The sequence below is a fragment of the Alphaproteobacteria bacterium genome (assembly GCA_019635875.1).
Lineage (GTDB): Bacteria > Pseudomonadota > Alphaproteobacteria > Reyranellales > Reyranellaceae > JAFAZJ01.
In genome coordinates, this window is record JAHBYP010000002.1 from 28357 (window position 1) to 51945 (window position 23589).

At 68.1% G+C, this 23589-nt stretch carries 26 protein-coding genes; 13 read left to right on the forward strand and 13 right to left on the reverse strand.

Features of this window, described 5'->3' with window-relative positions:
• Positions 1 to 31 precede the first annotated feature (31 nt).
• Complete coding sequence (gene dinB / locus KF889_06155) at positions 32 to 1273, forward strand: DNA polymerase IV (GenBank protein ID MBX3499009.1); 1242 nt, start codon at positions 32 to 34, stop codon at positions 1271 to 1273.
• A gap of 76 nt (positions 1274 to 1349) precedes the next feature.
• Here the strand turns inward: dinB and KF889_06160 are convergent, their stop codons facing one another.
• Both KF889_06160 and KF889_06165 read right to left on the reverse strand, forming a co-directional pair.
• Complete coding sequence (locus KF889_06160) at positions 1350 to 1973, reverse strand: hypothetical protein (GenBank protein ID MBX3499010.1); 624 nt, start codon at positions 1971 to 1973, stop codon at positions 1350 to 1352.
• 32 nt (positions 1974 to 2005) lie between these two features.
• Entirely contained in the window at positions 2006 to 2539 is a 534-nt protein-coding gene (locus tag KF889_06165) for a M23 family metallopeptidase (protein ID MBX3499011.1), read from the reverse strand.
• Between the two features lie 160 nt (positions 2540 to 2699).
• Here KF889_06165 and KF889_06170 point away from each other — a divergent pair, with 160 nt between their 5' ends.
• Together KF889_06170 and KF889_06175 are read left to right on the forward strand one after the other, a co-directional pair.
• Positions 2700 to 3191 carry a TIR domain-containing protein gene (locus KF889_06170; protein MBX3499012.1) on the forward strand — a complete coding sequence of 164 codons (492 nt, stop codon included), beginning with the start codon at positions 2700 to 2702 and terminating at the stop codon, positions 3189 to 3191.
• On the forward strand, positions 3188 to 4489 hold the full coding sequence (locus KF889_06175) for a methyltransferase domain-containing protein (protein ID MBX3499013.1): 1302 nt from the start codon (positions 3188 to 3190) through the stop codon (positions 4487 to 4489). The genes KF889_06170 and KF889_06175 overlap by 4 nt, the downstream gene beginning before the upstream one ends.
• A gap of 91 nt (positions 4490 to 4580) precedes the next feature.
• On the opposite strand, the gene KF889_06180 is transcribed toward KF889_06175, so the two are convergent.
• From KF889_06180 to KF889_06195, 4 genes are all read right to left on the reverse strand, one after another.
• Entirely contained in the window at positions 4581 to 5909 is a 1329-nt protein-coding gene (locus KF889_06180) for an LLM class flavin-dependent oxidoreductase (protein ID MBX3499014.1), read from the reverse strand.
• A gap of 101 nt (positions 5910 to 6010) precedes the next feature.
• Positions 6011 to 6754 carry a hypothetical protein gene (locus tag KF889_06185; GenBank protein ID MBX3499015.1) on the reverse strand — a complete coding sequence of 248 codons (744 nt, stop codon included), beginning with the start codon at positions 6752 to 6754 and terminating at the stop codon, positions 6011 to 6013.
• Positions 6755 to 6826: 72 nt separating this feature from the next.
• The gene (locus KF889_06190) at positions 6827 to 7516 is read right to left on the reverse strand and encodes a hypothetical protein (protein ID MBX3499016.1); all 690 of its coding nucleotides are present in this window, start codon (positions 7514 to 7516) and stop codon (positions 6827 to 6829) included.
• 91 nt (positions 7517 to 7607) lie between these two features.
• Positions 7608 to 8612 (reverse strand): LLM class flavin-dependent oxidoreductase, encoded by a 1005-nt coding sequence (locus KF889_06195; GenBank protein ID MBX3499017.1) that lies wholly within the window; start codon positions 8610 to 8612, stop codon positions 7608 to 7610.
• A 149-nt stretch (positions 8613 to 8761) separates the two neighbouring features.
• Here KF889_06195 and KF889_06200 point away from each other — a divergent pair, with 149 nt between their 5' ends.
• On the forward strand, positions 8762 to 10255 hold the full coding sequence (locus KF889_06200) for a DHA2 family efflux MFS transporter permease subunit (protein MBX3499018.1): 1494 nt from the start codon (positions 8762 to 8764) through the stop codon (positions 10253 to 10255).
• Between the two features lie 7 nt (positions 10256 to 10262).
• Here the strand turns inward: KF889_06200 and KF889_06205 are convergent, their stop codons facing one another.
• Together KF889_06205 and KF889_06210 are read right to left on the reverse strand one after the other, a co-directional pair.
• The gene (locus KF889_06205; protein ID MBX3499019.1) at positions 10263 to 10580 is read right to left on the reverse strand and encodes a hypothetical protein; all 318 of its coding nucleotides are present in this window, start codon (positions 10578 to 10580) and stop codon (positions 10263 to 10265) included.
• A 52-nt stretch (positions 10581 to 10632) separates the two neighbouring features.
• Complete coding sequence (locus KF889_06210; protein MBX3499020.1) at positions 10633 to 11358, reverse strand: ABC transporter substrate-binding protein; 726 nt, start codon at positions 11356 to 11358, stop codon at positions 10633 to 10635.
• 88 nt (positions 11359 to 11446) lie between these two features.
• Between KF889_06210 and KF889_06215 the strand changes: the two genes are divergently transcribed.
• From KF889_06215 to KF889_06225, 3 genes are all read left to right on the forward strand, one after another.
• Positions 11447 to 12724: an LLM class flavin-dependent oxidoreductase gene (locus KF889_06215; GenBank protein MBX3499021.1), complete on the forward strand. Its 1278-nt coding sequence runs from the start codon at positions 11447 to 11449 to the stop codon at positions 12722 to 12724.
• 101 nt (positions 12725 to 12825) lie between these two features.
• Complete coding sequence (locus KF889_06220) at positions 12826 to 13797, forward strand: tripartite tricarboxylate transporter substrate binding protein (protein MBX3499022.1); 972 nt, start codon at positions 12826 to 12828, stop codon at positions 13795 to 13797.
• Positions 13794 to 14489 (forward strand): substrate-binding domain-containing protein, encoded by a 696-nt coding sequence (locus KF889_06225; GenBank protein ID MBX3499023.1) that lies wholly within the window; start codon positions 13794 to 13796, stop codon positions 14487 to 14489. The genes KF889_06220 and KF889_06225 overlap by 4 nt, the downstream gene beginning before the upstream one ends.
• Before the next feature lie 72 nt (positions 14490 to 14561).
• On the opposite strand, the gene KF889_06230 is transcribed toward KF889_06225, so the two are convergent.
• Positions 14562 to 15281 (reverse strand): ribonuclease activity regulator RraA, encoded by a 720-nt coding sequence (locus KF889_06230; GenBank protein MBX3499024.1) that lies wholly within the window; start codon positions 15279 to 15281, stop codon positions 14562 to 14564.
• 188 nt (positions 15282 to 15469) lie between these two features.
• On the opposite strand from KF889_06230, the gene KF889_06235 reads away from it, so the two are divergent.
• The 4 genes from KF889_06235 to KF889_06250 all read left to right on the forward strand — a co-directional run bounded on the left by KF889_06235 (position 15470) and on the right by KF889_06250 (position 18289).
• The gene (locus KF889_06235; protein ID MBX3499025.1) at positions 15470 to 15877 is read left to right on the forward strand and encodes a DoxX family protein; all 408 of its coding nucleotides are present in this window, start codon (positions 15470 to 15472) and stop codon (positions 15875 to 15877) included.
• Positions 15878 to 15924: 47 nt separating this feature from the next.
• Entirely contained in the window at positions 15925 to 16506 is a 582-nt protein-coding gene (locus KF889_06240; GenBank protein ID MBX3499026.1) for a VOC family protein, read from the forward strand.
• A 152-nt stretch (positions 16507 to 16658) separates the two neighbouring features.
• Positions 16659 to 17732, forward strand: a complete 1074-nt coding sequence (locus tag KF889_06245; protein ID MBX3499027.1) for an LLM class flavin-dependent oxidoreductase — start codon at positions 16659 to 16661, stop codon at positions 17730 to 17732.
• Positions 17733 to 17794: 62 nt separating this feature from the next.
• Positions 17795 to 18289 (forward strand): BON domain-containing protein, encoded by a 495-nt coding sequence (locus KF889_06250; protein MBX3499028.1) that lies wholly within the window; start codon positions 17795 to 17797, stop codon positions 18287 to 18289.
• Between the two features lie 76 nt (positions 18290 to 18365).
• On the opposite strand, the gene KF889_06255 is transcribed toward KF889_06250, so the two are convergent.
• Together KF889_06255 and KF889_06260 are read right to left on the reverse strand one after the other, a co-directional pair.
• Positions 18366 to 19019: a glutathione S-transferase family protein gene (locus KF889_06255; GenBank protein MBX3499029.1), complete on the reverse strand. Its 654-nt coding sequence runs from the start codon at positions 19017 to 19019 to the stop codon at positions 18366 to 18368.
• A 4-nt stretch (positions 19020 to 19023) separates the two neighbouring features.
• A complete protein-coding gene (locus tag KF889_06260; protein ID MBX3499030.1) occupies positions 19024 to 19875 on the reverse strand; it encodes a phytanoyl-CoA dioxygenase family protein in 852 nt (283 codons plus the stop codon).
• Between the two features lie 185 nt (positions 19876 to 20060).
• Here KF889_06260 and clpS point away from each other — a divergent pair, with 185 nt between their 5' ends.
• Positions 20061 to 20366 carry an ATP-dependent Clp protease adapter ClpS gene (gene clpS / locus KF889_06265; GenBank protein MBX3499031.1) on the forward strand — a complete coding sequence of 102 codons (306 nt, stop codon included), beginning with the start codon at positions 20061 to 20063 and terminating at the stop codon, positions 20364 to 20366.
• Here clpS and KF889_06270 read toward each other — a convergent pair.
• On the reverse strand, positions 20344 to 21003 hold the full coding sequence (locus tag KF889_06270; GenBank protein ID MBX3499032.1) for a hypothetical protein: 660 nt from the start codon (positions 21001 to 21003) through the stop codon (positions 20344 to 20346). The two genes, clpS and KF889_06270, sit on opposite strands and share 23 nt — an antisense overlap.
• Positions 21004 to 21124: 121 nt before the next feature.
• On the opposite strand from KF889_06270, the gene KF889_06275 reads away from it, so the two are divergent.
• A complete protein-coding gene (locus KF889_06275) occupies positions 21125 to 22273 on the forward strand; it encodes an amidohydrolase family protein (protein MBX3499033.1) in 1149 nt (382 codons plus the stop codon).
• Between the two features lie 140 nt (positions 22274 to 22413).
• On the opposite strand, the gene KF889_06280 is transcribed toward KF889_06275, so the two are convergent.
• A complete protein-coding gene (locus KF889_06280) occupies positions 22414 to 23490 on the reverse strand; it encodes a dihydrodipicolinate synthase family protein (protein ID MBX3499034.1) in 1077 nt (358 codons plus the stop codon).
• Between the last annotated feature and the right edge of the window lie 99 nt (positions 23491 to 23589).

The following is a 23589-nucleotide window of genomic DNA, read 5'->3' on the forward strand; positions in this document are numbered from 1 at the left end:
ATTTGTTCCATATGACTGGTCGGGATGGACGATGACGGCCACCATCCTCCATGCGGATCTGGACGCCTTCTACGCCTCGGTCGAGCAGCTGCTCGACCCGTCGCTGCGCGGCAAGCCGATCGCCGTCGGTGGCGGGGTCGTGCTGGCGGCGTCCTACGAGGCCAAGGCCTTCGGCGTGCACAGCGCGATGCCGGGTCGGCGCGCGCGCGAGCTGTGCCCGCAACTCGTCTTCGTCGAGGGCCACTTCAAGGAGTACCAGCGGCTGGGCGACGCGGCCATGAAGGTGATCGGCGACTTCACGCCGCTCGTCGAACGGATCTCCATCGACGAGGCGTTCGCCGATGTCGCGGGCTGCACCCATCTCTTCGGCTCGCCGTCGGACATCGCCCGTCAGATCCGCCACCGCGTGCGCACGGAGCTCGGCCTGCCGATCTCGGTCGGCGTGGCGCGCACCAAGCACCTGGCCAAGATCGCCTCGCAGGTCGCCAAGCCGGACGGGCTGCTCGTCGTCGATCCCGAGGCCGAGCTCGACTTCCTGCACAACCTGCCCGTCGAGCTGATGTGGGGCGTGGGCCCGGCCACCAAGGCGCGGCTGGCCGATATCGGCGTGACGACCATCGGGCAGCTGGCCAAGACATCGCCGCGCGCGCTCGAGCGGCTGCTCGGGCCGGCGGCGGGCGAAAAGCTCGCGGCGCTGGCGTGGAACCGCGATCCACGCGCGATCAGGACGCAGCATCGCGCGCGATCGGCCGGCGCACAGTCGGCGCTCGGCCGCAAGCCGGCCGAAGCGCGCGTGATCCATCCCACGCTGGCGCATCTCGCCGACCGCATCGGCACGCGCCTGCGCGCCAAGTCCCTGGCCGGGCGAACCGTGACCGTGCGCGTGCGCTTCGCCGATCTGCGCGCCGTCACCCGCGCCGTCACGCTCGACGCGCCGATTTCGGCGACGTTGAGCCTCACCGAGATCGCCGAGGACCTGGTGCACGCCGTCCTCGCGCAGCATCCCGACGAACGCATTATCTCACTGCTGGCGATCTCCGTGTCGCATCTCGAGAAGGTTTCCCGCCTGCAACTGGAATTCGCGCTGGGGCTGCGCGACGAGGATCGCCGCCCGGGCACCAAGCGGGGCATGACGCGCAATGCCGCCGATCGCGCGATCGACAAGATCCGCCATCGCTTCGGACAGGGCGCGGTGGGTTACGGATCGGCCGCGCTCGGACCGCAGCGTTCGGTTCCCGACGCGTTTCGCGAACTCGCCGAACGGGATCTGTAGTCGAGGGACGGATCGGGTCGCCGCCGATCCGCCGGCCCGGCATGGAATGCCGGGTAGCGGATCGGCGGTCCCCCCTTCAACGGAAGGCCTGGACCTTCTCGTTGTCCTCCTTCGACAGCGCATGGGCGAAGAGCGTCCATGTCGCGTTGCTGTCGTGCACGACCTCGAGCCTCAGCGTCACCGTCGCACCGGGCAGCGGCGTGATGACGGCCTGCTCCTCGGCCTTGCCGTTCCAGCCGGCGATCAGGTCACGCTGCCCGCCGCGGAAGTCGCGACTGGCCGGCGGACCGAAGCGCGCCGTCGTCTCATCGAGAATCGCCGTGGCGGGCTTGGCCGGCGGCGACTGGCTCAGCGAAACCTCGACCACCTTCGCGCCGCTCAAGGGCGAGACGAAGGTGGCGGAAAGCGTGCGGCCGTCGCTGAGCCGGGCGATCAGGCGCCGCACGTAGGTCTCGGTGCCCTTGTCGCGACGCGCCTGCGGCGTCAGCTGGGAGATGCGCCGGACGTCGCGCACGTCGCTGCGCCGCCCCAGCGCCGCCTCGACCTCGGCCAGGCTCATGCCCGGCTTCAGGTCCAGCAGGTCGGCGGCCTCGATCGGAGAGGGCGCCGCCGCCGCAATGCGGCCGATGACCATCGCGCAGAGCGTGACGATGACGGCCAGGGCGAGGAACGCCGCATCGGGCAGACGACGCCGCGGCACAGCACGCGCCGCCACCTTTCCAGGCATGACGATCACGGCGGGAAGCACACGCGGGCGTAGCTCCAGGGCGTGATGAACTGCGGCAGCACCGACGTGGCCGGCTCGCCCGCATCCATGCGCGCGGCGTCGAGATAGGGCGTGGGATCGATCAGGTCGGAGCGCCGCTGATAGGGCGGGTTGCGTCGGTTGGTGAGCGGCCCGGTCGCCGAGTTGTCGTACATCTCGAAGTGCAGCATGTGGCTGCCGCCCGAGAGCCGGCCGATGCTGCCGATGTGCTGACCCTTCATGACCTCGGCCCCGACGCGGATGCCTGCCGGCAGCCGGCGCGAGATCTCGCCGTAGCGCACGGTGAAGATGCCGTGGTCGACCTCGAGCGCGTAGGTGTCGTGATAGAAATAGTAGAACGCTTTGACGGTGCCGTCCTCGACGGCGCGCACCGGCGTGCCGACCGGTGCGATCAGGTCACAGCCCGCATGCTTGCGGGTGCCGCTGGAGCGGTTGGCACCAAAGCGCCGTCCGCCCGTGTTGTAGGCCTGCGATGGCCTGGCATTGAGTGGAAACAACATCGGAAACCTCCCGGACAAAGCTACCCCCCGACGGGCTCCCCTTTAGTCCAAAGTATGTGGTTACTCACTTTTCTTGTCAACGGAAGAGTCGACAGAACTCTCCACGCCCGGCGGAAGATACCGACTACGATGCCGACCGGCTGTTACCGGAGGAACAGGCATGCCGCGCCACGCATTTTTCTGCTTCCATCGCGAGCGCGATCGCTGGCGGGCCGACCAGGTGCGCAAGAGCTGGATCGAGCGCGACACCAGCGAGTCCGGTTTCCCCGATCCGCAAGAGTGGAACGCGATCCTCGATGGCGGCGACGAGGCGCTCGACGCCTGGATCGACCAGCAGCTGCAGGGCACGACGGTGACGGTGGTCCTGGTCGGCGCCGAGACAGCCGAGCAGGACCACGTGCTGAGCGAGATCGAGAAGAGCTACGACCGCGGCAACGGGCTGGTCGTGATCCACATCAACGGCATGCTCGACCAGGGCGGCGCGCGCGACAGGAAGGGCGCCAACCCGCTAGCCGATTTCCAGGTCGACCACGACCGCGTGAAGGTGCCGCTGTCGAAGCTGTATCCGGCCTATGACTGGGTCACCGACATGGGCCGCATGAACCTCAACGGGTGGATCGAGGACGCCGCGCGGCGCGCCAACAAGGCGTGAGCCCCACCGGGCGGCTGCTCGCCCTCCTCGACCATCTCGGAATCGGGCGTGCGCACATCGCGACGCAGATGCCCGGCGACATCGCCGGGCTGGCGTCGTTGCACGGCGAGCGTCTGGCCGGCGTCGTGCTGTGCGTGCCGACGCGGCTCGATCCGGCGCAGTACGTGCGGGTGGGCGAGCGCGTGCTGATGATCTCGGGCGCCCGCGGCCTGACCGCCGACGTCACGTCGCGCGCCGCCGAGCGGCTGGCTGGCGCCGAGCGTCATGTGCTCGCCGACTACGATGCGCCGGGCTGGGCCGATGTCGTCGCCGATCGCACGGCCGAGATCGTCGGCCGCATGAGCGGCTTCCTCCGCGGCCACGCCGCCAGCGTGCCGACGCCGCCGGCGGCCGAGGGCATGCACGCCGAGATCACCTATCGCATCGAAGGTTCCGGTCCGGCACTGCTGTTGCTGCCGTTCTTCCTCGCGCCGTCGCAATGGGCGCCGGCGATGCCCGAACTGACTCGACGCTTCACCGTGATCACCCTCGGCGGCCCGCATTTGGGCGGCGTCGCCGCGCTCGAGGATCGGGCGAGGGCGCCGACCTACCAGGCGATGTTCCGCACCCTGATCGACATCATGGCGCCGAAGCCCGGCGAAGCGATCCTCGACGTCGGCTGCGGCGCCGGCTCGCTCGACCGGCTGCTGGCGAAGCGCCTGGGCAGCGCCAACCCGATCACGGCGATGGATACCAACGCCTTCCTGCTGCGTGAGGCCGCGACGCTCGCCAGGGCCGAGGGCGTCGACGGCACGATCCGCTTCGTGCCCGGCGACGCCGAGATGCTGCCCTTCCCCGACGCCAGCTTCGACTGCGCCTTCTCCGTCACCGTGCTCGAGGAATGCGACGCCGATCGCGCGATCGCCGAAATGAAGCGTGTGGTGAAGCCCGGCGGCCGCATCGGCATCGTCGTGCGCGCGCTCGACATGCCGCAATGGTGGAACCTGCAACTGCCCCAGGACATTGCGGAGAAGATCGTCGTGCCGCCGCAATCCGTCGCCGCCAAGGGCGTCGCCGACGCCAGCCTCTACCGCCGCATGCGCGAGGCGGGCCTGGTCGCCCTCACCGGATTTCCCTCGCTGATCACGCTCGACCGGCCCGAGGGCCCGATCTGGCGCTATCGCGAGGACCACGCGCTGTCGTTGCTCAGCGCGGATCAGATGCCGATCTGGCGCGCCACGCGCGACGCCGCCGAACAGGCCGGCCTGCTTTTCATGGCCCACCCCATGCACTGCGCGGTGGGCGTCAAGCCGGCTTGAGCCGACACGAACTCTTTGTCATCCCGAGCGGAGCGAGGGATCCAGAGGAGCCGCCTGGATCCCTCGCTCCGCTCGGGATGACAATCGGTGCCTACGCCTGATTGCTGAAGAACCTGTTGGGCGGGCGCCTGAGGCCCAGGTTCTCGCGCAAGGTGGTGCCCTCGTACTCCTTGCGGAACAGGCCGCGGCGCTGCAGCTCGGGCACGACGCGGTCGACGAAATCGTCGAGGCCTTCGGGCAGGTACGGGAACATCACGTTGAAGCCGTCGCTGCCCTCCTCCATCAGCCACTGCTCCATCTGCTCGGCGATGGTCTGCGGCGTGCCGACGAAGGAGAGACCGGCGAAGCCGCCCAGCCGCTGCGCCAGCTGGCGCACCGTGAGCCCGTCGCGCTGGGCCAGCGCAATGGCGCGCTCGCGGCCGCTCTGGCTGGCATTGCTCGGCGGAATCTCCGGCAGCGGCCCATCGGGATCGAACTTCGAGGCGTCGGTGCCCAGCGCGATGGACAGCGAGGCGATGGCGCTGTCGTAGTGCACCAGGCTGTCGAGATGGGCGCGCTTGGCCTTCGCTTCCTCGACCGTGTCGCCGACCACGACGAAGGCGCCGGGCAGGATCTTGAGCTGGTCGGGCTCGCGGCCGACCGCCTTCATGCGGCCCTTGATGTCGGCGTAGAGCTTCTTGCCGTCGGCGAGCTGGCCGATGCCGGCGAACACCATCTCGGCGGTCTCGGCGGCGAGCTGCTTGCCGGCTTCCGAGGCGCCGGCCTGCACGATCACCGGCCAGCCCTGGATCGGCCGGCCGACATTGAGCGGGCCGCGCACGGAGTAGTACTTCCCCTTGTGGTTCAGCACATGCAGCTTGGCCGGATCGAAATAGATGCCGGCCTCGACGTCGCGGATGAAGGCGTCGTCGGCCCAGCTGTCCCACAGCCCGGTGACCACGTCGTAGAACTCGCGCGCGCGGCGATAGCGCTCGTCGTGCTCCATGTGGTCGTCGAGGCCGAAATTCAGCGCCGCGTCGGGGTTGGACGTGGTGACGATGTTCCACGCCGCGCGCCCGCCGCTAAGGTGATCGAGCGAGGCGAAGCGACGCGCCAGGTGATAGGGCGCGTCGAAGGTGGTCGAGCCGGTGGCGATCAGGCCGATATGCTCGGTGACCGCGGCCAGCGCCGGCAGCAGGGTCGGCGGATCGATCGAGGTCACCGTGGCGCTGCGCTTGAGCGCCTCCATCGGCATGTTCAGCACCGCCAAATGGTCGGCCATGAAGAAGGCGTCGAACTTGCCGCGCTCCAGGGTCTGGGCGAAGCGCTTGAGGTGCTTGAAGTTGAAGTTGGCGTCGGGAAAGGCGCCGGGATAGCGCCAGGCCGCGGTATGGATGCTGACCGGGCGCATGAAGGCGCCGAGACGAAGCTGACGGGACATCGGGCACCGGCAGGAGTGACGGGACGTAGCCCGTCACTTAGCCGGCGGCCCGGCGGCTTTCAAAGCGACTTTCCTTGACCGCCGGATAAGTCACCCCGGCGTTACCGCACGGCGCGGCGGCCCAGCAGGTCGACTTCGGCGGGCTTGCCCCATTGATGTGTCCACGGCCCGTTGTGCGAATCGCGCCGCAGGTCGGGTGTCGACTGCCGCAACAGCGGGACGGGCGGATAGCTCGGGTAAGGCGGTATGGCAGTTACGCCGGCCACCCAGGTGCCTGCGACATACGTGCTGGCATAGCTGGTGCGCTGGAGGAACTCCCCGATGTACTCGGAGAAGCGCTTCCGCCCGTCGAGAACGAAGTGCCCTTCGTTGGCATCGAACAGGCGGAAAATATTGCCCGTGCGCTGGACGGCGATCGCGTGCGCGCCGCCGTTGCGGCGCAATTCGAAATAGTAGAGCCCGTCGCCGGCGAAGACGCGGTCCATGACGAAGCCGGCGGTGATGCCGTACGACGCCTTGATGTAGCGTGCGCGATTGACCGGCACCTCGTATTGCCTCAGCACCGTCTCGACGCGGATCAGGAAGCCCGCGGTGATGCTGCGGCTCAGCGCGTGATCGCGCGGTACCTCGGCGAAGCCGCCGCTGGCGGTCGGGCCGGAGACCCCGCCGTTGCTGATGACGGTATGATGATAGTCCCTGCCCCACGCGCGCAGGCCGACCCAGCGCAGGGCGAAGCCGACGCAGCGGCCACCCTCGCCTGCCGCCACCCACTCGGGCGGCATCCCACTCTCGTCGAACTTCGGCACGTCCTGGTCCATGGCGTAGACCAGTTCACCCCGCGCCATCGCTTCCCTCTGAAGCTTGTCCCATTCCATGACCGCTCCCCCCTCGCCCCTTGTCGGCGAGACGATGCGCGATCAGGGAGCGGAACGCTGTTCCCCGGGGGACAGGGCTTCGGCAGGCCGCATCGGCGCGCGGATCGTCGCCGCCATGTCGGGCGCCGGCCGCCACGCCACGGCGCCCGCGCCGGCCACCGTGGTGCCCTTGGTGTAGACGCGGCCATAGTCGGCCAGGCGCAGGAAGCTCTCGAGGAAGCTGGCGAACTCGCGCAATCCCTCGATCGCGAAGTGGCCGTGGTGGCAGTCGAACAGGCGATAGGTGCCGCGACTGCGCTGCACCGCCAGCGCGTGGCTGCCGCCCTCGCGGGCGATCTCGAAGCAGTACAGACCGTCGCCCTGCCAGATGCGGCCCAGCACGATGCCGGCGTTGATCGGCCGGGTGGTCTGCATGTAGCGCCGCGAGTCGAGCGGCACGGCGTACTGCCGCAGCACGGTCTCGACGCGCGCCAAAAACCCGCCGGCAGCCCGGCACAGCGCCAGATCGCGCGACAGCTCGGTGAAGCCGCCGTCGGCCACCGGCATCCGCACCGGCTTCTCGCGCAGGCTGAAGGCATAGTCGCGATCCCAGGCGCGCAGGCCGATCCAGCCCAGGGCGAAGCCGGTGCCTTCGCTCAGGCTCGCCCAGCCCTCGTTCATGGCATAGACCAGCTCGCCGCGCGCCAGCGCGTCATGCTGGATCTCGCCCCAGGGCGATGCCGCTTCGTCCATGATCGCCGTGCTCTCCCGATCCATCCATTCTTACGGGATGACGCGGACAATACCAAGGGCGTCGAACGACGCTGTTCCCGACGGGACAGGATCAGGCGGCGCGCTCGGCCGCCATGCCCTCGCGGAGGCCGGCGACGATCTCGTAGGAACGCAGGCGTGCCCGGTGATCGAAGATCTGGCTGGCGATCATGACCTCGTCGACGCCGGTTTCCTCGATGAACGCCGCCAGCCCGCGGTGCACGGTGTCGGGCGCGCCGACCACGGCGCGGCGCTGGGCATGCAGCACCTGGGCTTTTTCTCGCGGCGTCCAGTACGCGTCCATGTCGTCGATCGGCGGCTGCAGCGGCGTGGGCGTGCCGCGGCGCAGATTGATGAACTGCTGCTGCGCCGAGGTGAACAGGCGGCGCGCCTCCTCGTCGGTGTCGGCGGCGAAGGTCGAGACGCCGGCCAGGGCATAGGATTGCTGGAGGTATTGCGACGGCTTGAACTCGGCGCGATAGATCTTCAGCGCCTCCATCAGGTAGTCGGGCGCGAAGTGCGAGGCGAAGCCGAAGGGCAGGCCGAAATGGGCCGCGACCTGGGCGCCGAACAGGCTGGAGCCCAGGATCCAGACCGGCACGTCGAGGCCCTCGCCCGGCACGGCGCGCACCGCCTGGTTGGGAATGGCCGGCCGGAACCAGGCCAGCAGCTCCTGCACGTCCTGCGGAAAGTTGTCGGCGGCGTTGAAATAGCGGCGCAGCGCCTGGGCGGTGCGCTGGTCGGTGCCCGGCGCGCGGCCCAGCCCGAGATCGATGCGGCCGGGATAGAGCGATTCCAGGGTGCCGAACTGCTCGGCGATCATCAGCGGCGCGTGGTTGGGCAGCATGATGCCGCCGGAGCCGACGCGAATCGTGCTGGTGCCTTCCGCGACGTAGCCGATCGCCACCGCCGTGGCGCTGCTGGCGATGCCCGGCATGTTGTGGTGCTCGGCCAGCCAGTAGCGCTTGTAGCCCCACTTCTCGGCGTGCTGCGCCAGGTCGCGGCTGTTGTGCAGCGACTGGCGGGCATCGGAGCCGGCCAGGATCGGCGACAGGTCGAGAACGGAGAACTCAATCACGGGACCTGCCTCTGCAACGCGCTATGCGCAGATATGGGATGCCCGGGGCGCAGCGCCAATTCCTTTGCGCCCGCGTGGCCGTGGCCGCAGTGTAGCCGCCAAGGGACGAGGGATGGAAACGCGCATGTGCGAGACGGTGGCGCGCTGACATGGCCGCCATCACCGGCCGACAGTGGCTGATCCTGCTGTCGGTGCAGTTCACGACCGTGCTGTTCGGGCTGACCGCCACCTCGGTGACGGTGATCCTGCCGCAGCTCAAGGGCGCGCTCGCGGCCACCCAGGACCAGATCTCCTGGATCCTGACGTTCAACCTGGTCGCCACCGCCGTGGCCACGCCGCTGACCGGCTGGCTGGCGGCCAAGCTCGGCTGGCGCGTGCTGATGGTCGCCTCGGTGATCGGCTTCACCGGTGCCTCGATGCTCTGCGGCATGGTCAGCACGCTGGAAAGCCTGCTGGTGCTGCGCGTCATCCAGGGCGCCTTCGGCGCGCCGATCTTTCCCATGGGCCAGACCATCCTGCTGTCGAGCTTCGAGCGCCACCAACACCCCTTCATCATCATGATGTGGGGCATCGGCGGGGTCCTCGGGCCGATCCTCGGGCCGACCTTCGGCGGCATGGTCAGCGAGCTGTTCTCCTGGCGCTGGACCTTCCTCCTCATCGTGCCGCTGGGGATCGTCGCCGGCACGCTGGCGGCCTTCGCGCTCAGCGATCGCGAGAAGGGCATGCATCGGCCGCTGGATTTCACCGGCTACATCTTCCTCGGCATCGCCATCGCCGCCTTCCAGCTGATGTTCGATCGCGGCCAGCGCAACGACTGGTTCGACTCGGCGGAGATCGTCATCGAATGCGGGCTGGCCGTCGTGTTCTTCGCCATGTTCGTCATCCACATGGCGACCACGAGCACGCCGCTGATCGATCCCGCGACCTTCGCCGACCGCAACTTCGTGGTCGGCGCCACCGTGGCGGTCATCATGGGCATGCTGCAATACGTGCCGATGGTGCTGTTTCCGCCGATGCTGCAGGAGCTGCGCGGCTATCCCGAGGGCATCATCGGCCTGCTGGTGGCGTCGCGCGGTCTGGGCAACTTCGGCTCGTTCTTCATCGTCACCCCCCTCACGCGTGCGAGCCCGCGCCTGTGCCTGTTCCTCGGCCTCTCCATCCAGGCGATCGCGGCGGTCTGGATGGGCATGCTCGACATCAACCTCAGCACGTCGGACGTGATGTTCACCAACATGCTGCACGGCCTGGGCTTCGGGCTGTCGTACGCGCCGATGACCGTCCTCGCCTTCTCCACCCTGCCCGGCAGCCTGATGACCCAGGGCAGCGCGATCTTCGCTCTGGTGCGCATGCTCGGCAGCAGCATCTTCATCTCGATGACCCTGCTGGTCTTCACCCACTCGGTGGCCGAGGCCAGCGTCAACCTCACCAGCTACATTTCCGTCCTGCGCGTCGACGCCCTGCTGCCCTGGTCCTCGACCTATGGCGGGCTGGGCAGCGTCGCGACCTACGAACGGCTGGCGAGCGAGGTGCAGCGTCAGGCCGGCATGATCGGCTACATCAACGCTTTCCACCTGATGACGGCGATCACCATCTGCGCCGCGCCGCTGGCGTTCCTGTTCGCGCCCAGGGGCGCGACGCGCTGACGTCCTTTCAGGGCAGCGGCATCGTCTCCAGGTACGAGACTGGAATCTCCGCCTTGTTCTTGTACTCGTCGAAGGCACCAAGGCCCGGCTTCATCGCCGTCGCGACATTGGTGAAGTGGAAGTCGATCTTGTCGCGGTTCACCAGCACCATGCTGCGAACCTTGAAGTACATCGCCGGCTGTCCGGTGATGCGCGAGATGTCGTCCTTGCTGGTCGATTCGAAATCCGTCCAGAAGCTGTTCTTGCGCACCGAGCCGTGAATTGCGGCGCCGTAGTGGAACAGCTTGATGGTGGGGCCCGGCCCGCCGAGAACCGGTTTGACCATGCGCACCTCCCACAGTGAGAGGATACAACCTAGCCGCGCAATCCGCGTGTGGCTAGCCCGGCGGCGCCACCGAGAGACCGACCACCTTGTGCTTCTCGATCAGGCCCTGCACGAAGCCCGACTTCTTGGCCTCCTCGACGAAGCTGCGCAGGAACGCCGCGCCCGCCTCGTTGGTCTTGGCGGTACCGATCGCCTGTTGCACGGCGGTGAAGTTGCCGTCGAGGATGCGCGCGCCGGGAATCTTCTGCACGTCGCTCAAGAGCCGCGGCTTGAGGCCCGACAGCGCCTCGAGCCTGTCGTTGACGAAGAGATTGAAGGCGCCGTCGAGGCCCTCGGCGCGCACCAGGGTGGCGTTCCTGATGTTGCGCTCCAGCCACAGGTCGTAGGCGCTGCGGGCGCTGACGGCGATGCGCACGCCCTTGCTGTCGACCTCGGCGACGGTCTTGAGCGGCGAGCCGGCGGGAACCAGATAGGTGGCCTCGATCTCGACATAGGCGGCGGTGAAGGAGATCTTCTGCGCCCGCTGCGGCTCGGCGCCGATCAGGCCGATGTCCCAGGTGTCGGTGCCGCCCGCGTCGGCCAGCTCGCCCGGCGTCTTGTAGGGCAGGTACTTCACCGGAACGCCGAGCTTTTCGGCGATGGCGGCGGCCATGTCGGGGGCGACGCCGGCGGGGTCGCCCGATGGCGTGCGGCCCGTGACCAGCAGGAAATTGCCCATGTTGATGGCGGCGCGCAGCGCCCCGGTGGGTGCGAGCTGGGCGGCGAGTTCGTGCGGCATGGCGGTGTTTCCCCTTCTAGGCCCGCAGTGGAGCCTTGAAACCGCCGCCGATTCAACCGTCAATGCGGGCATCAGGAGGAGATCAGTTATGAAGCGGATGAAGTTCGGCGCGTTCCTGGCCCCACACCACCCGGTCGGCGAGCACCCGACCCTGCAGTTCCAGCGCGACCTGGAGTTCGTCGAGCATCTCGATCACTACAATTACGACGAGTTCTGGTGCGGCGAGCATCATTCCAGCGGCTGGGAGATGATCGGCTCGCCCGAGATGTTCCTCGCCGCCGCCGCGCAGCGCACCAAGCGCATCAAGCTCGGCACCGGCGTGGTCTCGCTGCCCTACCACCACCCGTTCAACGTGGCGCAGCGCATGGTGCAGCTCGACCACATGAGCCATGGCCGCGCCATCTTCGGCTCGGGGCCGGGCGCGCTGCCGTCGGACGCGCGCACCTTCGGCATCGACCAGGTGCTGCTGCGCGACCGCCAGGACGAGGCGCTGGGCGTGATCGTGCGCCTGCTCGACGGCGAGCGCTTCAGCTACCAGTGCGACTGGTTTCAGATCAACGAGGGTCAGCTCCAGCTGCTACCGCTGCAGGACAAGCTGCCGATGGCCGCGGCCTCCTCGATCAGCCCGTCGGGCATGCAGCTCGCCGGCAAGTACGGCATGGGCGTGCTGTCGATCGCGTCGACCTCCCAGGAGGGCCTGTCGGCGCTGCCCATCCAGTGGAGCTTCGCCGAAGAGGCGGCCGCCAAGCATGGCAAGACCGTCGACCGCAGGGACTGGCGCGTGCTGGTCTCCTTCCACCTCGCCGAGTCGGCCAAGGATGCCGAGCGCGAGGCACTCGACGGCCTGTGGTGGTGGCACAACGAGTACCGCGTGCGCGTGCTGGGCCAGATGGGCGCGGTGGCCGTGCCCGACCGCTACGAGCTGATGGCGCAGGTACGCGGCGCCTCCGGTGGCGGCGCCGGCGCCTCGGTCGTGGGCACGCCCGATCAGCTGGTTGCGATGATCAGGAACCTGCAGCAGGTCACCGGCGGCTTTGGCACGGTGCTGGGCTTCGCGCACGACTGGGCCAACCGCGAGGCCACCCTGCGCTCGTGGGAGCTGTTCGCGCGCTACGTCATCCCCGAGCTCAACGGCTACACGGCGAACCAGAAGGTCTCCGCCGAGTTCCTCGCTTCGCACCAGGCCGAGCTGATGAAGGGCCGTGCCGAATCGATCCGCGCCACGGTGAAGGGCAACGAGAAGGCACAAGCCGCGCTCGAGGTCACGATGAAGAACATGGCCGGCGCGCAACAGGCCGGCGGCTTCCGCCCCGGCTCGCTGCCGCCGATGGACGAGAAGAAGGAGAAGGTCGGCTCCGACGACTGACGCGAGGCAGGCTGAGTGTCATCCCGAGCGACGCGAGGGATCCAGGCATCGCTACGAGATCCCTCGCTGCGCTCGGGATGACAGGAAAACGGGAGGGTGAGATGGGCTCGATATCGAGGCGCGGCCTGCTGGTCGTGTCGGCGGCGGCGGGCTTGCCGCTGCCGGCATTGGCGCAGGCATGGCCGGACAAGGCGGTGAAGATCGTCGTGCCCTTCGGACCGGGTGGCCCGGCGGACGTCTACGCGCGCGTGCTGGGCGCGGCGCTGGCCGAGACGCTGAAGCAGCCCTTCGTCATCGAGAACAAGCCGGGCGCCGGCGCGGTGATCGGCACGGACATCGTCGCCAAGTCACCGCCCGACGGCTACACGCTTCTGATGATGTCCAACACCCACACCACCAACGAGACCTTGCTGACCAACAAGCCGTATGCGCTGCTGAAGGATCTGGCGCCCGTCACGCCGGTGAACTCCTCGGACCTGCTTATGGTGGTGCATCCCTCGGTCGAGGCGAAGACATTGAAGGAGTTCCTCGAGCTGGCCAGGAAGCAGCCCGGCAAGTTGAGCTACGCCTCCTCCGGGCCGGGCACGCCCTATCACATGGCCGGCGAGCTGTTCAAATCGATGAGCGGCACCGACATCCTGCACGTGCCGCACAGGAACAGCGGCGACGCGCGCAACTCCGTGCTGGGCGGCCATGTGCACATGATGCTCGACGCCGTCACGGCGATGGCAGGCAATGTCGAGGCCGGCAAGCTGCGCGCGCTGGGCACCACGGGCAAGGCACGCTCCAAGGTGATGCCCAACCTGCCCACCGTGGGCGAGGACGGGGTGCTCGGCTACGAGGCGACGATCTGGCTGGGCCTCATGGCACCGGCAGGCACCCCTGCCGCCGTGGTCGACAAGCTCAACGCCGAGATCGGCAAGGTGATCGCGCGGCCGGAGATCAGCAGCGCCTGGGCCAAGCAGGGCGCCGAGCCGATGACCATGTCGCCGGCCGCCTTCGGCACGTTCCTGAAGGACGACATCGAGAAGTGGGCCAAGGTTATCCAGACCGCTGGCATCAAGGCGCAGTGACGTCGATCCACGTCCTCAGCGGCGGCGCTGCGCAGGGTCTTGTCGAATCCCTGCGCGCGCCATTCGAGGCCGCAACCGGCCATCGCATCGACGGCACCTTCGGCGCCGTCGGCGCGATGCGCGACAAGCTGCTGGCTGGCGCGCCCGCCGATCTGCTGATCCTCACATCGGCCTTGATCGTCAGGCTCGAACGCGACGGCCACCTTGTGCCCGACTCGGCGAGAATCATCGGCGGTGTCGAGACGGCGATCGCCGTGCGCCGCCGCGATGCTGCGCCATCGATTGGCAGCGCCGACTCCTTGCGTGCCGCGCTTCTGGACGCCGACGAGATTCATCTTCCCGACCCGACACAGGCGACAGCCGGCATCCACTTCGCCAAGGTGCTGCGCGACCTGGGCATCGCCGATCGGCTGGCCGCGCGACTGCGCCCCGCACCCGACGGCAGAACGGCGATGCGCGCGCTTGCCGCGTCGAAGAGCGAGCGTCCGATCGGCTGCACGCAGGTCACCGAGATTCTCGCCACGCCGGGCCTCGACCTCGTGGGATCGTTGCCGCCGAGTTGCGCCCTGTCGACGATCTACGCCGCGGCGATCACGCGCCACGCGCGAGCGCCCGAGGCGGCCGGGCGCCTGGTTGCGATGCTGACCGCGGAGTCCGGTCGCGAGAGTCGGGGCGAAATGGGCTTCGTCTGAAACGCAGTTCGGGCCGCGTCGCTCCAGCGGCGCCGTCAAGAAGCGTCGCTGGAGCGACGCGGCCCGAAGAAGCTACTTGCCGCCGCGCGCCTTCTTCCACGCCTCGTAGTCGCGCTTGGCCTCATCGCCGGCGACCGGAAACAGGCCCTTGAGCGGACGGCCGCGCGCCACCTCGGCCTCGGCGAATTCCTCGTACTCGTAGGTCTTCACCGCCTCGTCGGCCACCGCCTCGACGATGTCCGCAGGAATCACCAGCACCGCGTCCCTGTCGCCGACAACGATGTCGCCGGGATACACCGCGATGCCGCCGCAGGCGATCGGCAGCTGGAGGTCAACCGGGCGATGCGCGATCGGGCTGGGCGGCGAGGACGGGCGGCGCAGATAGGCCGGCAGGCCGGTCTTGGCCACGCCGTCGGTGTCGCGCAGGCCGCCATCGGTGACGATGCCGGCGCAGCCGCGAGCCTTGAGCCGTCCGACATAGAGATCACCGGCCGAGGCGGCGCGCGAATCGCCGCGGGAGTCGATCATCAGCACGTGGCCCGGCGGGCATTCCTCCATCGCCTGCGGCTGCACCATCGAGCGGCTGGTCGAATTCGGGCCGTCCTTGTCCTCGCGCGAGGGGATGAAGCGCATGGTGAAGGCGATGCCCACGAGGCGCGGCTGCTCGGGCCGCAACGGCCACACGTCGTAGAGGGTCATCGACTTCAGGCCGCGGCGATTGAGCACGCCGGTCAGGGTCGAGGTGCCGACGCGGGCCAGCGCCTCACGCAGATCCGAGCTCAGTTTGTCCATGTCTTGTTGCTCCTCCCAGGCACAGCGGGCGCAGTCAACGGCATCGGGCGCGTCGCTGCAAGCCGGCAACGAGGACACGTTCGGGGCGTTGATTCAGTGACGCGTTGGTAACGTCTTGTGTGGTTGCACATCCCCCTTTACCTGCTGCCGCCCCAGCCGCGCGGCGGCATCCTGCAGGAGTAACCACAATGAAACTGGAAACGGCGCTTTCCCCCTGGCGTCCGCAGCTGCTGAGCGTGCTGCGCATCATGGCCGGCCTGCTGGTCCTGCAGCACGGCACGGCCAAGATCCTGAAATTCCCCGTCGTACCGCAGATCGCCAATGTGCCGCTGACCTCGCCCGGCGGCATTGCCGGGATCATCGAGCTGGTCTTCGGTATCCTTCTGGTAATCGGCCTGTTCACCCGGCCCAGCGCCTTCATCCTCTCGGGCATGACGGCCGTAGCCTATTTCATGGCCCATGCCGGCCGCAATTTTTACCCGATCCTCAACGGCGGCGAGCTGGCGGCGCTGTACTGCTTCGCCTTCCTCTACCTCGCGGCGGCCGGCGGCGGGCCGTTGAGCATTGATGCGATTGTGCGACGCCGGGGGGCCTAGCCGCATCGCGCCGGCGGGGGTAGCATGGATCCATTAGGGAGTACGCTATGACCGACAAATCCATGGCGCCCGCCGGCGTCAACCATCTCGTCCTCAACGTCCGCAACCTCGAGGAATCGCACCGCTTCTGGACCGAGGTGGTGGGCTTCGAGATGGTCGGCGAACTGACGCCGACAGAGAAGCGGCCCAACCCGCCGAAGATGCGTTTCTACAGCGCGCCCGGCAACAACAAGAGCCACCTCAACCACCACGACGTCGCCATCGTCGAGAACCCGAACCTGCCGCCGCCGCCCGAGAACTGGTCGATGTTCGGCGGCGGCTTCGCCATCAACCATGTCGCCATCGGCTTCCCGACGCGCGAGGCGTGGCTGAAGCGCCTGGAGTATCTCCAGGAGAAGGGCGTCAAGTTCGGCCGCCGCGTCAACCACGGCATGACGCACAGCCTCTACATCAGCGACCCAAACGGCTACGGCGTCGAGCTGCTTTACGAGCTGCCGCACGAGGTCTGGGGCGGCGACGTCAACGCCGCGCTGAACTACGTCGAGGTGCTGCCGACCGAGGGCAAGGAAGCGCTGGTCGACTCCGAGAAGAACCCGGTCTTCGGCAAGGAAGCGGTGCCGGCCGAATAGTCAAATACCTTCCCCCGGAGGGGGAAGGTGCCCGCAGGGCGGAAGGGGGATGTCGAAGACGAACGCAGGAGTCCGTCTTCGACATCCCCCTTCCGTCGCTCCGCGCCACCTTCCCCCTCCAGGGGAAGGTAAGATCGCAAAGGACTCCCGCCATGCAGTTCGGCATCGCGCTGCCCACGGCGGCCGATTCCTGGAAGATCGTGCAGCGTGCCGAGGAGCTCGGCTTCTCGCACGCCTGGTTCTACGACACGCAGATGCTGAGCGCGGACTGCTTCGTCGCCATGGGCGCGGCGGCGGTCAACACGCGCCGGATCAGGCTCGGCACCGGCGTGCTGGTGCCGTCCAACCGCATCGCGCCGGTCACCGCCAACGCCATCGCCACGCTCAACCAGCTGGCGCCCGGCCGCATCGACTTCGGCGTCGGCACCGGCTTCACCGCGCGCCGCGCCATGGGCTTCGGCGCGATGAAGATCAGGGACATGGAGGTCTACATCGCGCAGGTCTACGGACTGTTGCGCGGCGAGATCGTCGAGTTCGAGATGGAGGGGCAGCGCAAAAAGATCCGCTTCCTCAATCCGGAGCTTCCCCTCTTCAACACCAGAGATCCGATCAAGCTGCACCTCTCCGCCTTCGGCCCGCGCACGCGCGCGCTGACGGCGAAGCTCGACGCCGGCTGGATCGACTTCGTCGGCAATGTCGAGACCGGCATCCGCGAGGTGCAGGCGATGCGCAACGCCTGGACCGCGGCCGGCCGTGCCATCGGCGATCTCCAGGCCACCGCCTTCGCGCTGGGCTGCGTGCTGGCCGACGGCGAGCCCGCCGATTCGCCGCGCGCCATGGCCCAGGCCGGCCCGCGCGCCGCCGTCATGCTGCATCGCGCCGCCGACGAGGCGATCTCCGGCCTGAAGCCCGGCATCGCCATGCCGACGTCGGGCCGGCCCGAGGTCGAAGGCTATGTCGAGCTGGCGCGCGGCTTCGAGCCGAAGGACGCGCCCTACCTGCAGAACCATCGCGGCCATCTGATGTTCGTGAAACCCGAGGAGCAGCGCTTTGTCACGGCCGATCTGATCAAGACGACCTCGTTCACCGCCGGCGAGCGCGAGATCGTCGAGCGCATCGCCCGGCTGCGCGACGCAGGCTACAGCCAGTTCACCATTCAGCTCGTGCCCGGCCAGGAAGCCGCGATCGACGACTGGGCGCGAATCCGCAGGGCACTCGCGGCCTGATCGGGCAACTTCGAACCGGACCTCGCGTTAGCGGAGATCGATCTCATCTCCGGAGGTTCGACATGGCCCGCTACCAGCCCTCGCGCCAGGATGAGCAGGACATGCGCTACGCCTATTCCGGCTACGCCGGCTCGGGCATGGGCGGCCGGCGCGTCGGGCGCCACCATCGCATGGAGGAACGCCAGGCAACGCAGGGTTACGGCGATTCCAGCTTCTACGGCAGCCCGTACGAGAGCGGCTACGAGCGCAGTGAGCAGCGCGGCGACTACTGGGACGAGGACAATGACGCCGCGGGCCGGCATCGCGGTGTCGGCCCGAAAGGCTACAAGCGCTCCGATGCGCGCATCCACGAGGATGTCTGCGATTGCCTGACCGAGGATGCCTGGCTCGACGCCAGCGGCATCGAGGTCGGCGTCCGGGACGGCGAGGTTTCCCTCAGCGGCACGATCCCCAGCCGCCAGGACAAGCGCCGCGCCGAGGATCTGGCCGATCGCGTATCGGGAGTGCGGGATATACGCAACAACCTGCGCGTTCGCGATTCCACGCCGCGCGCTTAGGCTGGCACTGGATCCCTCGCTGCGCTCGGGACGACAGAGGGATGCCAACTAACGCCCGTCGCGCAAGCGAATTCAATCAACCGACCCGTGGCTCGCGGGTGTTGATCGCCGCTTGGGCATCGAAGGCCCGCTTGTAGGCGGGCCGCGCTTCGCCGCGGGCGACATAGCCGGACAGGTTGGTGAATCCGTTCAGGATGCCCGACGACTTCAGCCTGAGCAGCACCGACACCATCATCAGGTCGCCCGCGCTGAACCTACCGTCGAGCCACTCGGCATCGCCCAGGCGACCGGAAAGCTGATGCAGCCGGTCGCGGACGCGATCCTCGACCAGAGGCAGACGCTGCTTGCTCCAGGGCTTGTCGCTCTCCAGGAGTCTTGCGTTCGCGAGCTCGAGGATCGGCGGCTCCACCGAGTTGAGCGCGGCGAACATCCATGTGATCGCCCGCGCCCGCGCATGGGCATCCTCGGGCAGCAGGCCGGCATGGCGCTCGGCGATATGGAAGACGATCGCCCCGGTCTCGAACAGGGCGAGATCGCCCTCTTCATAGGTCGGAATCTGGCCGAAGGGATGCAGCGCCAGATGCGCCGGCTCCTTCATCGCGCGAAACGAAACGAGCCGTACCTCGTAAGGCTGGCCGACTTCCTCGAGCGCCCAGCGAACGCGCGTGTCGCGCGCCAGTCCCCGGCCGCCATCGGGCGATCGCTCGAAGGCGGTGATGGTGATGGTCATCGCCCTAGCCGCGACTGAGCCGCGCCGCCGGGATCGGCTTGTCGGCGGTCTGGTACAGCCCCTTCAGGCTGTACTCGGCCATCGCCTTGTGATGCGCGACGGCGTCGGGGTGCAGGTCCGCCTGCGGCGACACTTCCTCCAGGTGATACCTGAACCGGTCGGTGCCGCGCACCAGCAGGGCGCTGCTGCCGCGGCCCTCGGCCGGCTTCAGGCTGGTCGGCATGTAGCGCACGGCGAAGCCGCGGCGCGACCAGCCGGCGCGGTTGGGGCCGGAGCCGTGCACGATCAGCACGTGATGCAGCGAGACTTCGCCCGGCTCCAGGATGAAGTCTACGGCCCGGCTCTCGTCGACCTCGGCCTCGATCTCCTGGCCGCGCGTCAGCAGGTTCTTCTCCGCGAAGGTATCGCGATGCTCGAGCTGCGTGCGGTGGCTGCCGGGCACCACGCGCATGCAGCCCGACAGCTCGTTGCTGGGCGTAAGCGCGATCCACGCTGTCACGACTTCGGGCTTCGCCAAGCCCCAGTAGGTCGCATCCTGGTGCCAGGAGACGTAGGTGCCATCGCCCGGTCCCTTGTTGAAGAAGGTGCCGCCGAAGCACAGCAGGTCCGGGCCGAGGATGCTCTCGACCGCGTCGAGGATCCGTGCGTCGCGCACCACGGCGTCGAGCCAGGGGAAGAGAAGATGCGGCTTCACATTGAGCAGGCCGCTGCTGAGCGAGGCGCCGGCCCGCTTCTCCGACTCCTCGAAGCGTCGGTTGAGCTCGCCCGCCTCGTCGGCCGAGAACGCCTTGATCTTCAGGTGGTAGCCGCGCTCGCGGTAGGCGTCGACTTCCGCCCTGCTCAGTGCCGTGCCCATCGCGGTCCTCCTTGGCCTCGCTGTCAGTCCGAACACAGCGAGGAATGACACTTGGACGCGTAGAATGCGCCCGCCGGCCGCGCGAGGCCACAGTGCCGGCCGCCGGCAAGCTGCCCTCTTGCCGCCGGGACTGGTTTGCGCGATGACATCGGCGGCACCAACACCCTCGGGCGTCGGAGGGCCGTATGAGCGATACCGACACCAAGCCGACCACCAGGATCGAGCCGAAGACCGAACGGCCGAAGCTCTATCGCGTGATCCTGGTCAATGACGACTACACGCCGCGCGAGTTCGTCACCGAAGTGCTGAAGGCGATCTTCCGGATGACCGAGGAGCAGGCCTATCGCGTGATGATGACCGCGCATCGCCGCGGCGTCTGCGTCGTGGCGGTGTTCACCAGGGACGTCGCCGAGACCAAGGCCACCGCCGGCACCGACATGGGCCGCCGCGCCGGCCATCCGCTGACCTTCACGACCGAGCCGGAGGAGTAGCGCCGCGCCGGTAACGCCGCGTCAGGATGCGCAGGCGGTCGCGGAAATGCGGGCGCACGCGCGCGCTCCACTCGGTGTCGACCGCCGCCTTCCACGCCGCGCTTTCGGTCACCTCGGGGTTGCTCAGGTGATAGATCGCGACGTAGCGGTGCGAGCCGTCGGGGTCGGGGCCGCTGCGATAGCGCCGCGCCGCGAGCGTGCCGGGCACTTTCGAGAGCAGCGGCAGATGCTCCTGGTCGTACCAGGCGTTGAAGTCGGCCTCGTGCTCGGGCGCCACGTTCATCGCGTTGAGCAGGAAGCCGCCGGCGCCCTGCGGTGCCTTCAAGTCGCCGGGCGCGACCTGCTCGCCCTCGAAGCGCAGCAGCCGCCTGCACATGCCGGTGACGCGCTTGGACCACACCGAAAGGTTCTCGTAGGCGATCGCCTTGTATGGCGCACTGCGCATGACCGCCAGCGAGTCGAGATCGTAGGACGCGACGGCCACCTGTGATCCGTCGACATTCAGCCAGCGCTCGCACAGCCCGAAGCCCGGCACGCGTTGCCGTTCCGGAATGTGCTCGAGGTCGTACCAGTCGTGGAACTCGTCCGCGTGCGCGGTCGAGAAATCGAATGCGGCGACAAGAAGACCCCTGGCCATCGATGTACCTCCCTCCCCCGACCCCGAACCGCCCAGCGGCTGGCGGCCGGGATCGAGGATTGACGAGCTTGCCCCCGGTACTACCCTTGCGTCCACGCGCCAGCAGGGAGGCAAGGCACCCATGACCGACAGGCTGATCTCCGGCGACAACCACATCGACCTCACCTATTGCCCGCCCGACCTGTGGTCGGAGAGCGCACCCAAGAGGTGGAAGCTGCTGGCGCCGCGCTGCGAGGAGCTCGACGATGGCCTGCACTGGTTCGTCGAGGCGCAGGACAAGGGCATGTGGAACGGCGTCGGGCCGGGCTTCCTGAAATACCAGCAGGGCTCGTTCCACCACGTCGACGAGATGCACGCCGCCGGCTTCCGCTGGGACTACCGGCGGGGCGCCAAGCCGCGGCCGACCACGCCGGAACTGCGCATCGCCGATCTCGATCGCGACGGGCTCGACGCCGAGATCGTCTATGGCTGCCTGATGATCAACGAGATGATCGCCGATCCCGGCCTGCGGGGATGGTGCGACGGCATCTACAACGACTGGGTCGCCGACTTCGCCAGGCGCGCCGACGCCAGGCGCGTCTTCCCGCTGGCGATCGTGCCCAACCACGATCCGATCGCCGCCGCAGCCGAGGTGCGCCGCTGCGCCAAGATGGGCATCAAGGGCGGCGATCTCGCCTTCAAGCGCATGTCGCTGCCGCTGTGGCACCACGACTGGTATCCGCTGTGGGAAGCCGCGGCGGAGTGCAGGTTCCCGATCTCCTTCCATTCGACCGGCTTCAAGGCGCTGCGCGCGCCCGACAATCCGGCGATGGAAAAGGAATATTTCACCGAGTACCGCCTGGTGCGTTCGGCGCTGTTCCAGCTCGACACCATGGAGGTGCTGGTCTCGCTGCTCGCATCGGGCGCCTGCGAGAAGTATCCGGAGTTCAACTTCGTGCTGGGCGAGTCGGGCTGCACCTGGCTTCCTTACGTCTTCGACCGCCTCGACACCGAGTATCACGACCGCGCCCGTTCGCTCGGCTTCAGGATGAAGCCCAGCGACTATTTCCGCCGCCAGGGCTACGTCACCTACCAGCAGGACAAGTACCTCGAGCCGATCGTGCCGATGATCGGCGAGGACAACATCATCTGGGGCGCCGACTACCCGCACCCCGATTGCCTGTGGCCCGAGTCGAAGAAGGTGCTCGACGAGAACCTGGCAGGCTTCTCGCCGGCGGTTCGCAAGAAGATCACCAGCGAGAACGTGGCAAGGCTGTACGGGTTGAATTGATACTACCTTCCCCCTGAGGGGGAAGGTGGCGGCGCGCAGCGCCGACGGATGGGGGATGTCGAATACGGACTCCTGCGTTCGTCTTCGACATCCCCCTTCCGCCCTTCGGGCACCTTCCCCCTCCGGGGGAAAGGTAGAACTTAGGCGCGCCAGCGCGAGAGATTGGCGGCGACGAAGGCGTCGTCGTGCAGCTCGGGGTACGTCGCGTAGAGGCGGTCGATGCCTTCGCTCTGGCCGGGGCTCAGCGTCTCGTGCGGATCGAGGCAGTGCGTCGTGCGTATTAACCCCTGGCGGCGCAGGATCTCGTGGCAGCCGGGAATGCAGCCCGCGAAGTCGTGATCAACGTCGAACACGACGCTGTTGCAGTCGGTGACGAAGGAATCCAGCGCCAGGATTTCCGGCGTCACGGCCGCGCCGCTCGATACCGCAAGCTTCAGCTTTTCCAGCAGCTCGACCGCACCGCGCGTCCAGACGCTCCAGTGGCCGAGCAGGCCGCCGCGGAAGCGCAGCGTCACCTCGCGATTGCCGGTGCGCACCACCAGCGGCGTCACCAGGTCGGCAACGATGTGGTCGTCGTTGCCGGTGTACAGCGTGACGCGCTCCTCGGCCTGCGCCTGGGCGATGCCGAAGGCGACATCGAGAGTGCGATAGCGGTTGAACGGCGCGACCTTGATCGCGACCACGTTGTCGATGGCGGCGAAGCGGCTCCAGAAGCCGCGCGACAGCTTGATGCCGCCGACCGTGGTCTGCAGGTAGAAGCCGACCAGCGGCATCTCCTTCGCCACCGCGCTGCAATGCTCGATGAGCTCGTCCTCGCTGGCGCCCTTGAGTGCCGCCAGCGACAGCAGCACCGCGTGATAGCCCATGGCACGCGCCGTGCGCGCTTCCTCGACCGCCTGCGCGGTGCGACCCACGGCGCCGGCGATCATCACCAGCGGCCGGTCGGTCCACTCGCGCGCAGTCTCGATCGCCAGCTCGAGCACCGGCCTGTAGAGCCCGACCTCGCGGATCGCGAACTGCGTCGAATGCACGCCGACCGCCAGCCCGCCCGAGCCGGCGTCGACGTAGTAGCGGCTGATCGCACGCTGCGATTGCCTGTCGAACCTGCGATCGGCGTCGAGCGCCAGCGGATGGGCCGGGATCACCGCGCCCTGGCGCAGGATCGACAGGACCGGCGCCGGCAGGTCGCGCCAGTGAAGGGGGGAGGTTTGGCTCATGGCGGCGATCCTAACTCCATCGTCGTCCTGAGCGAAGCGAAGGACCTCGCGGCATCGCGGTCACAGATCGGCGCGGCGTCCGCTCATGCCACCGCGAGG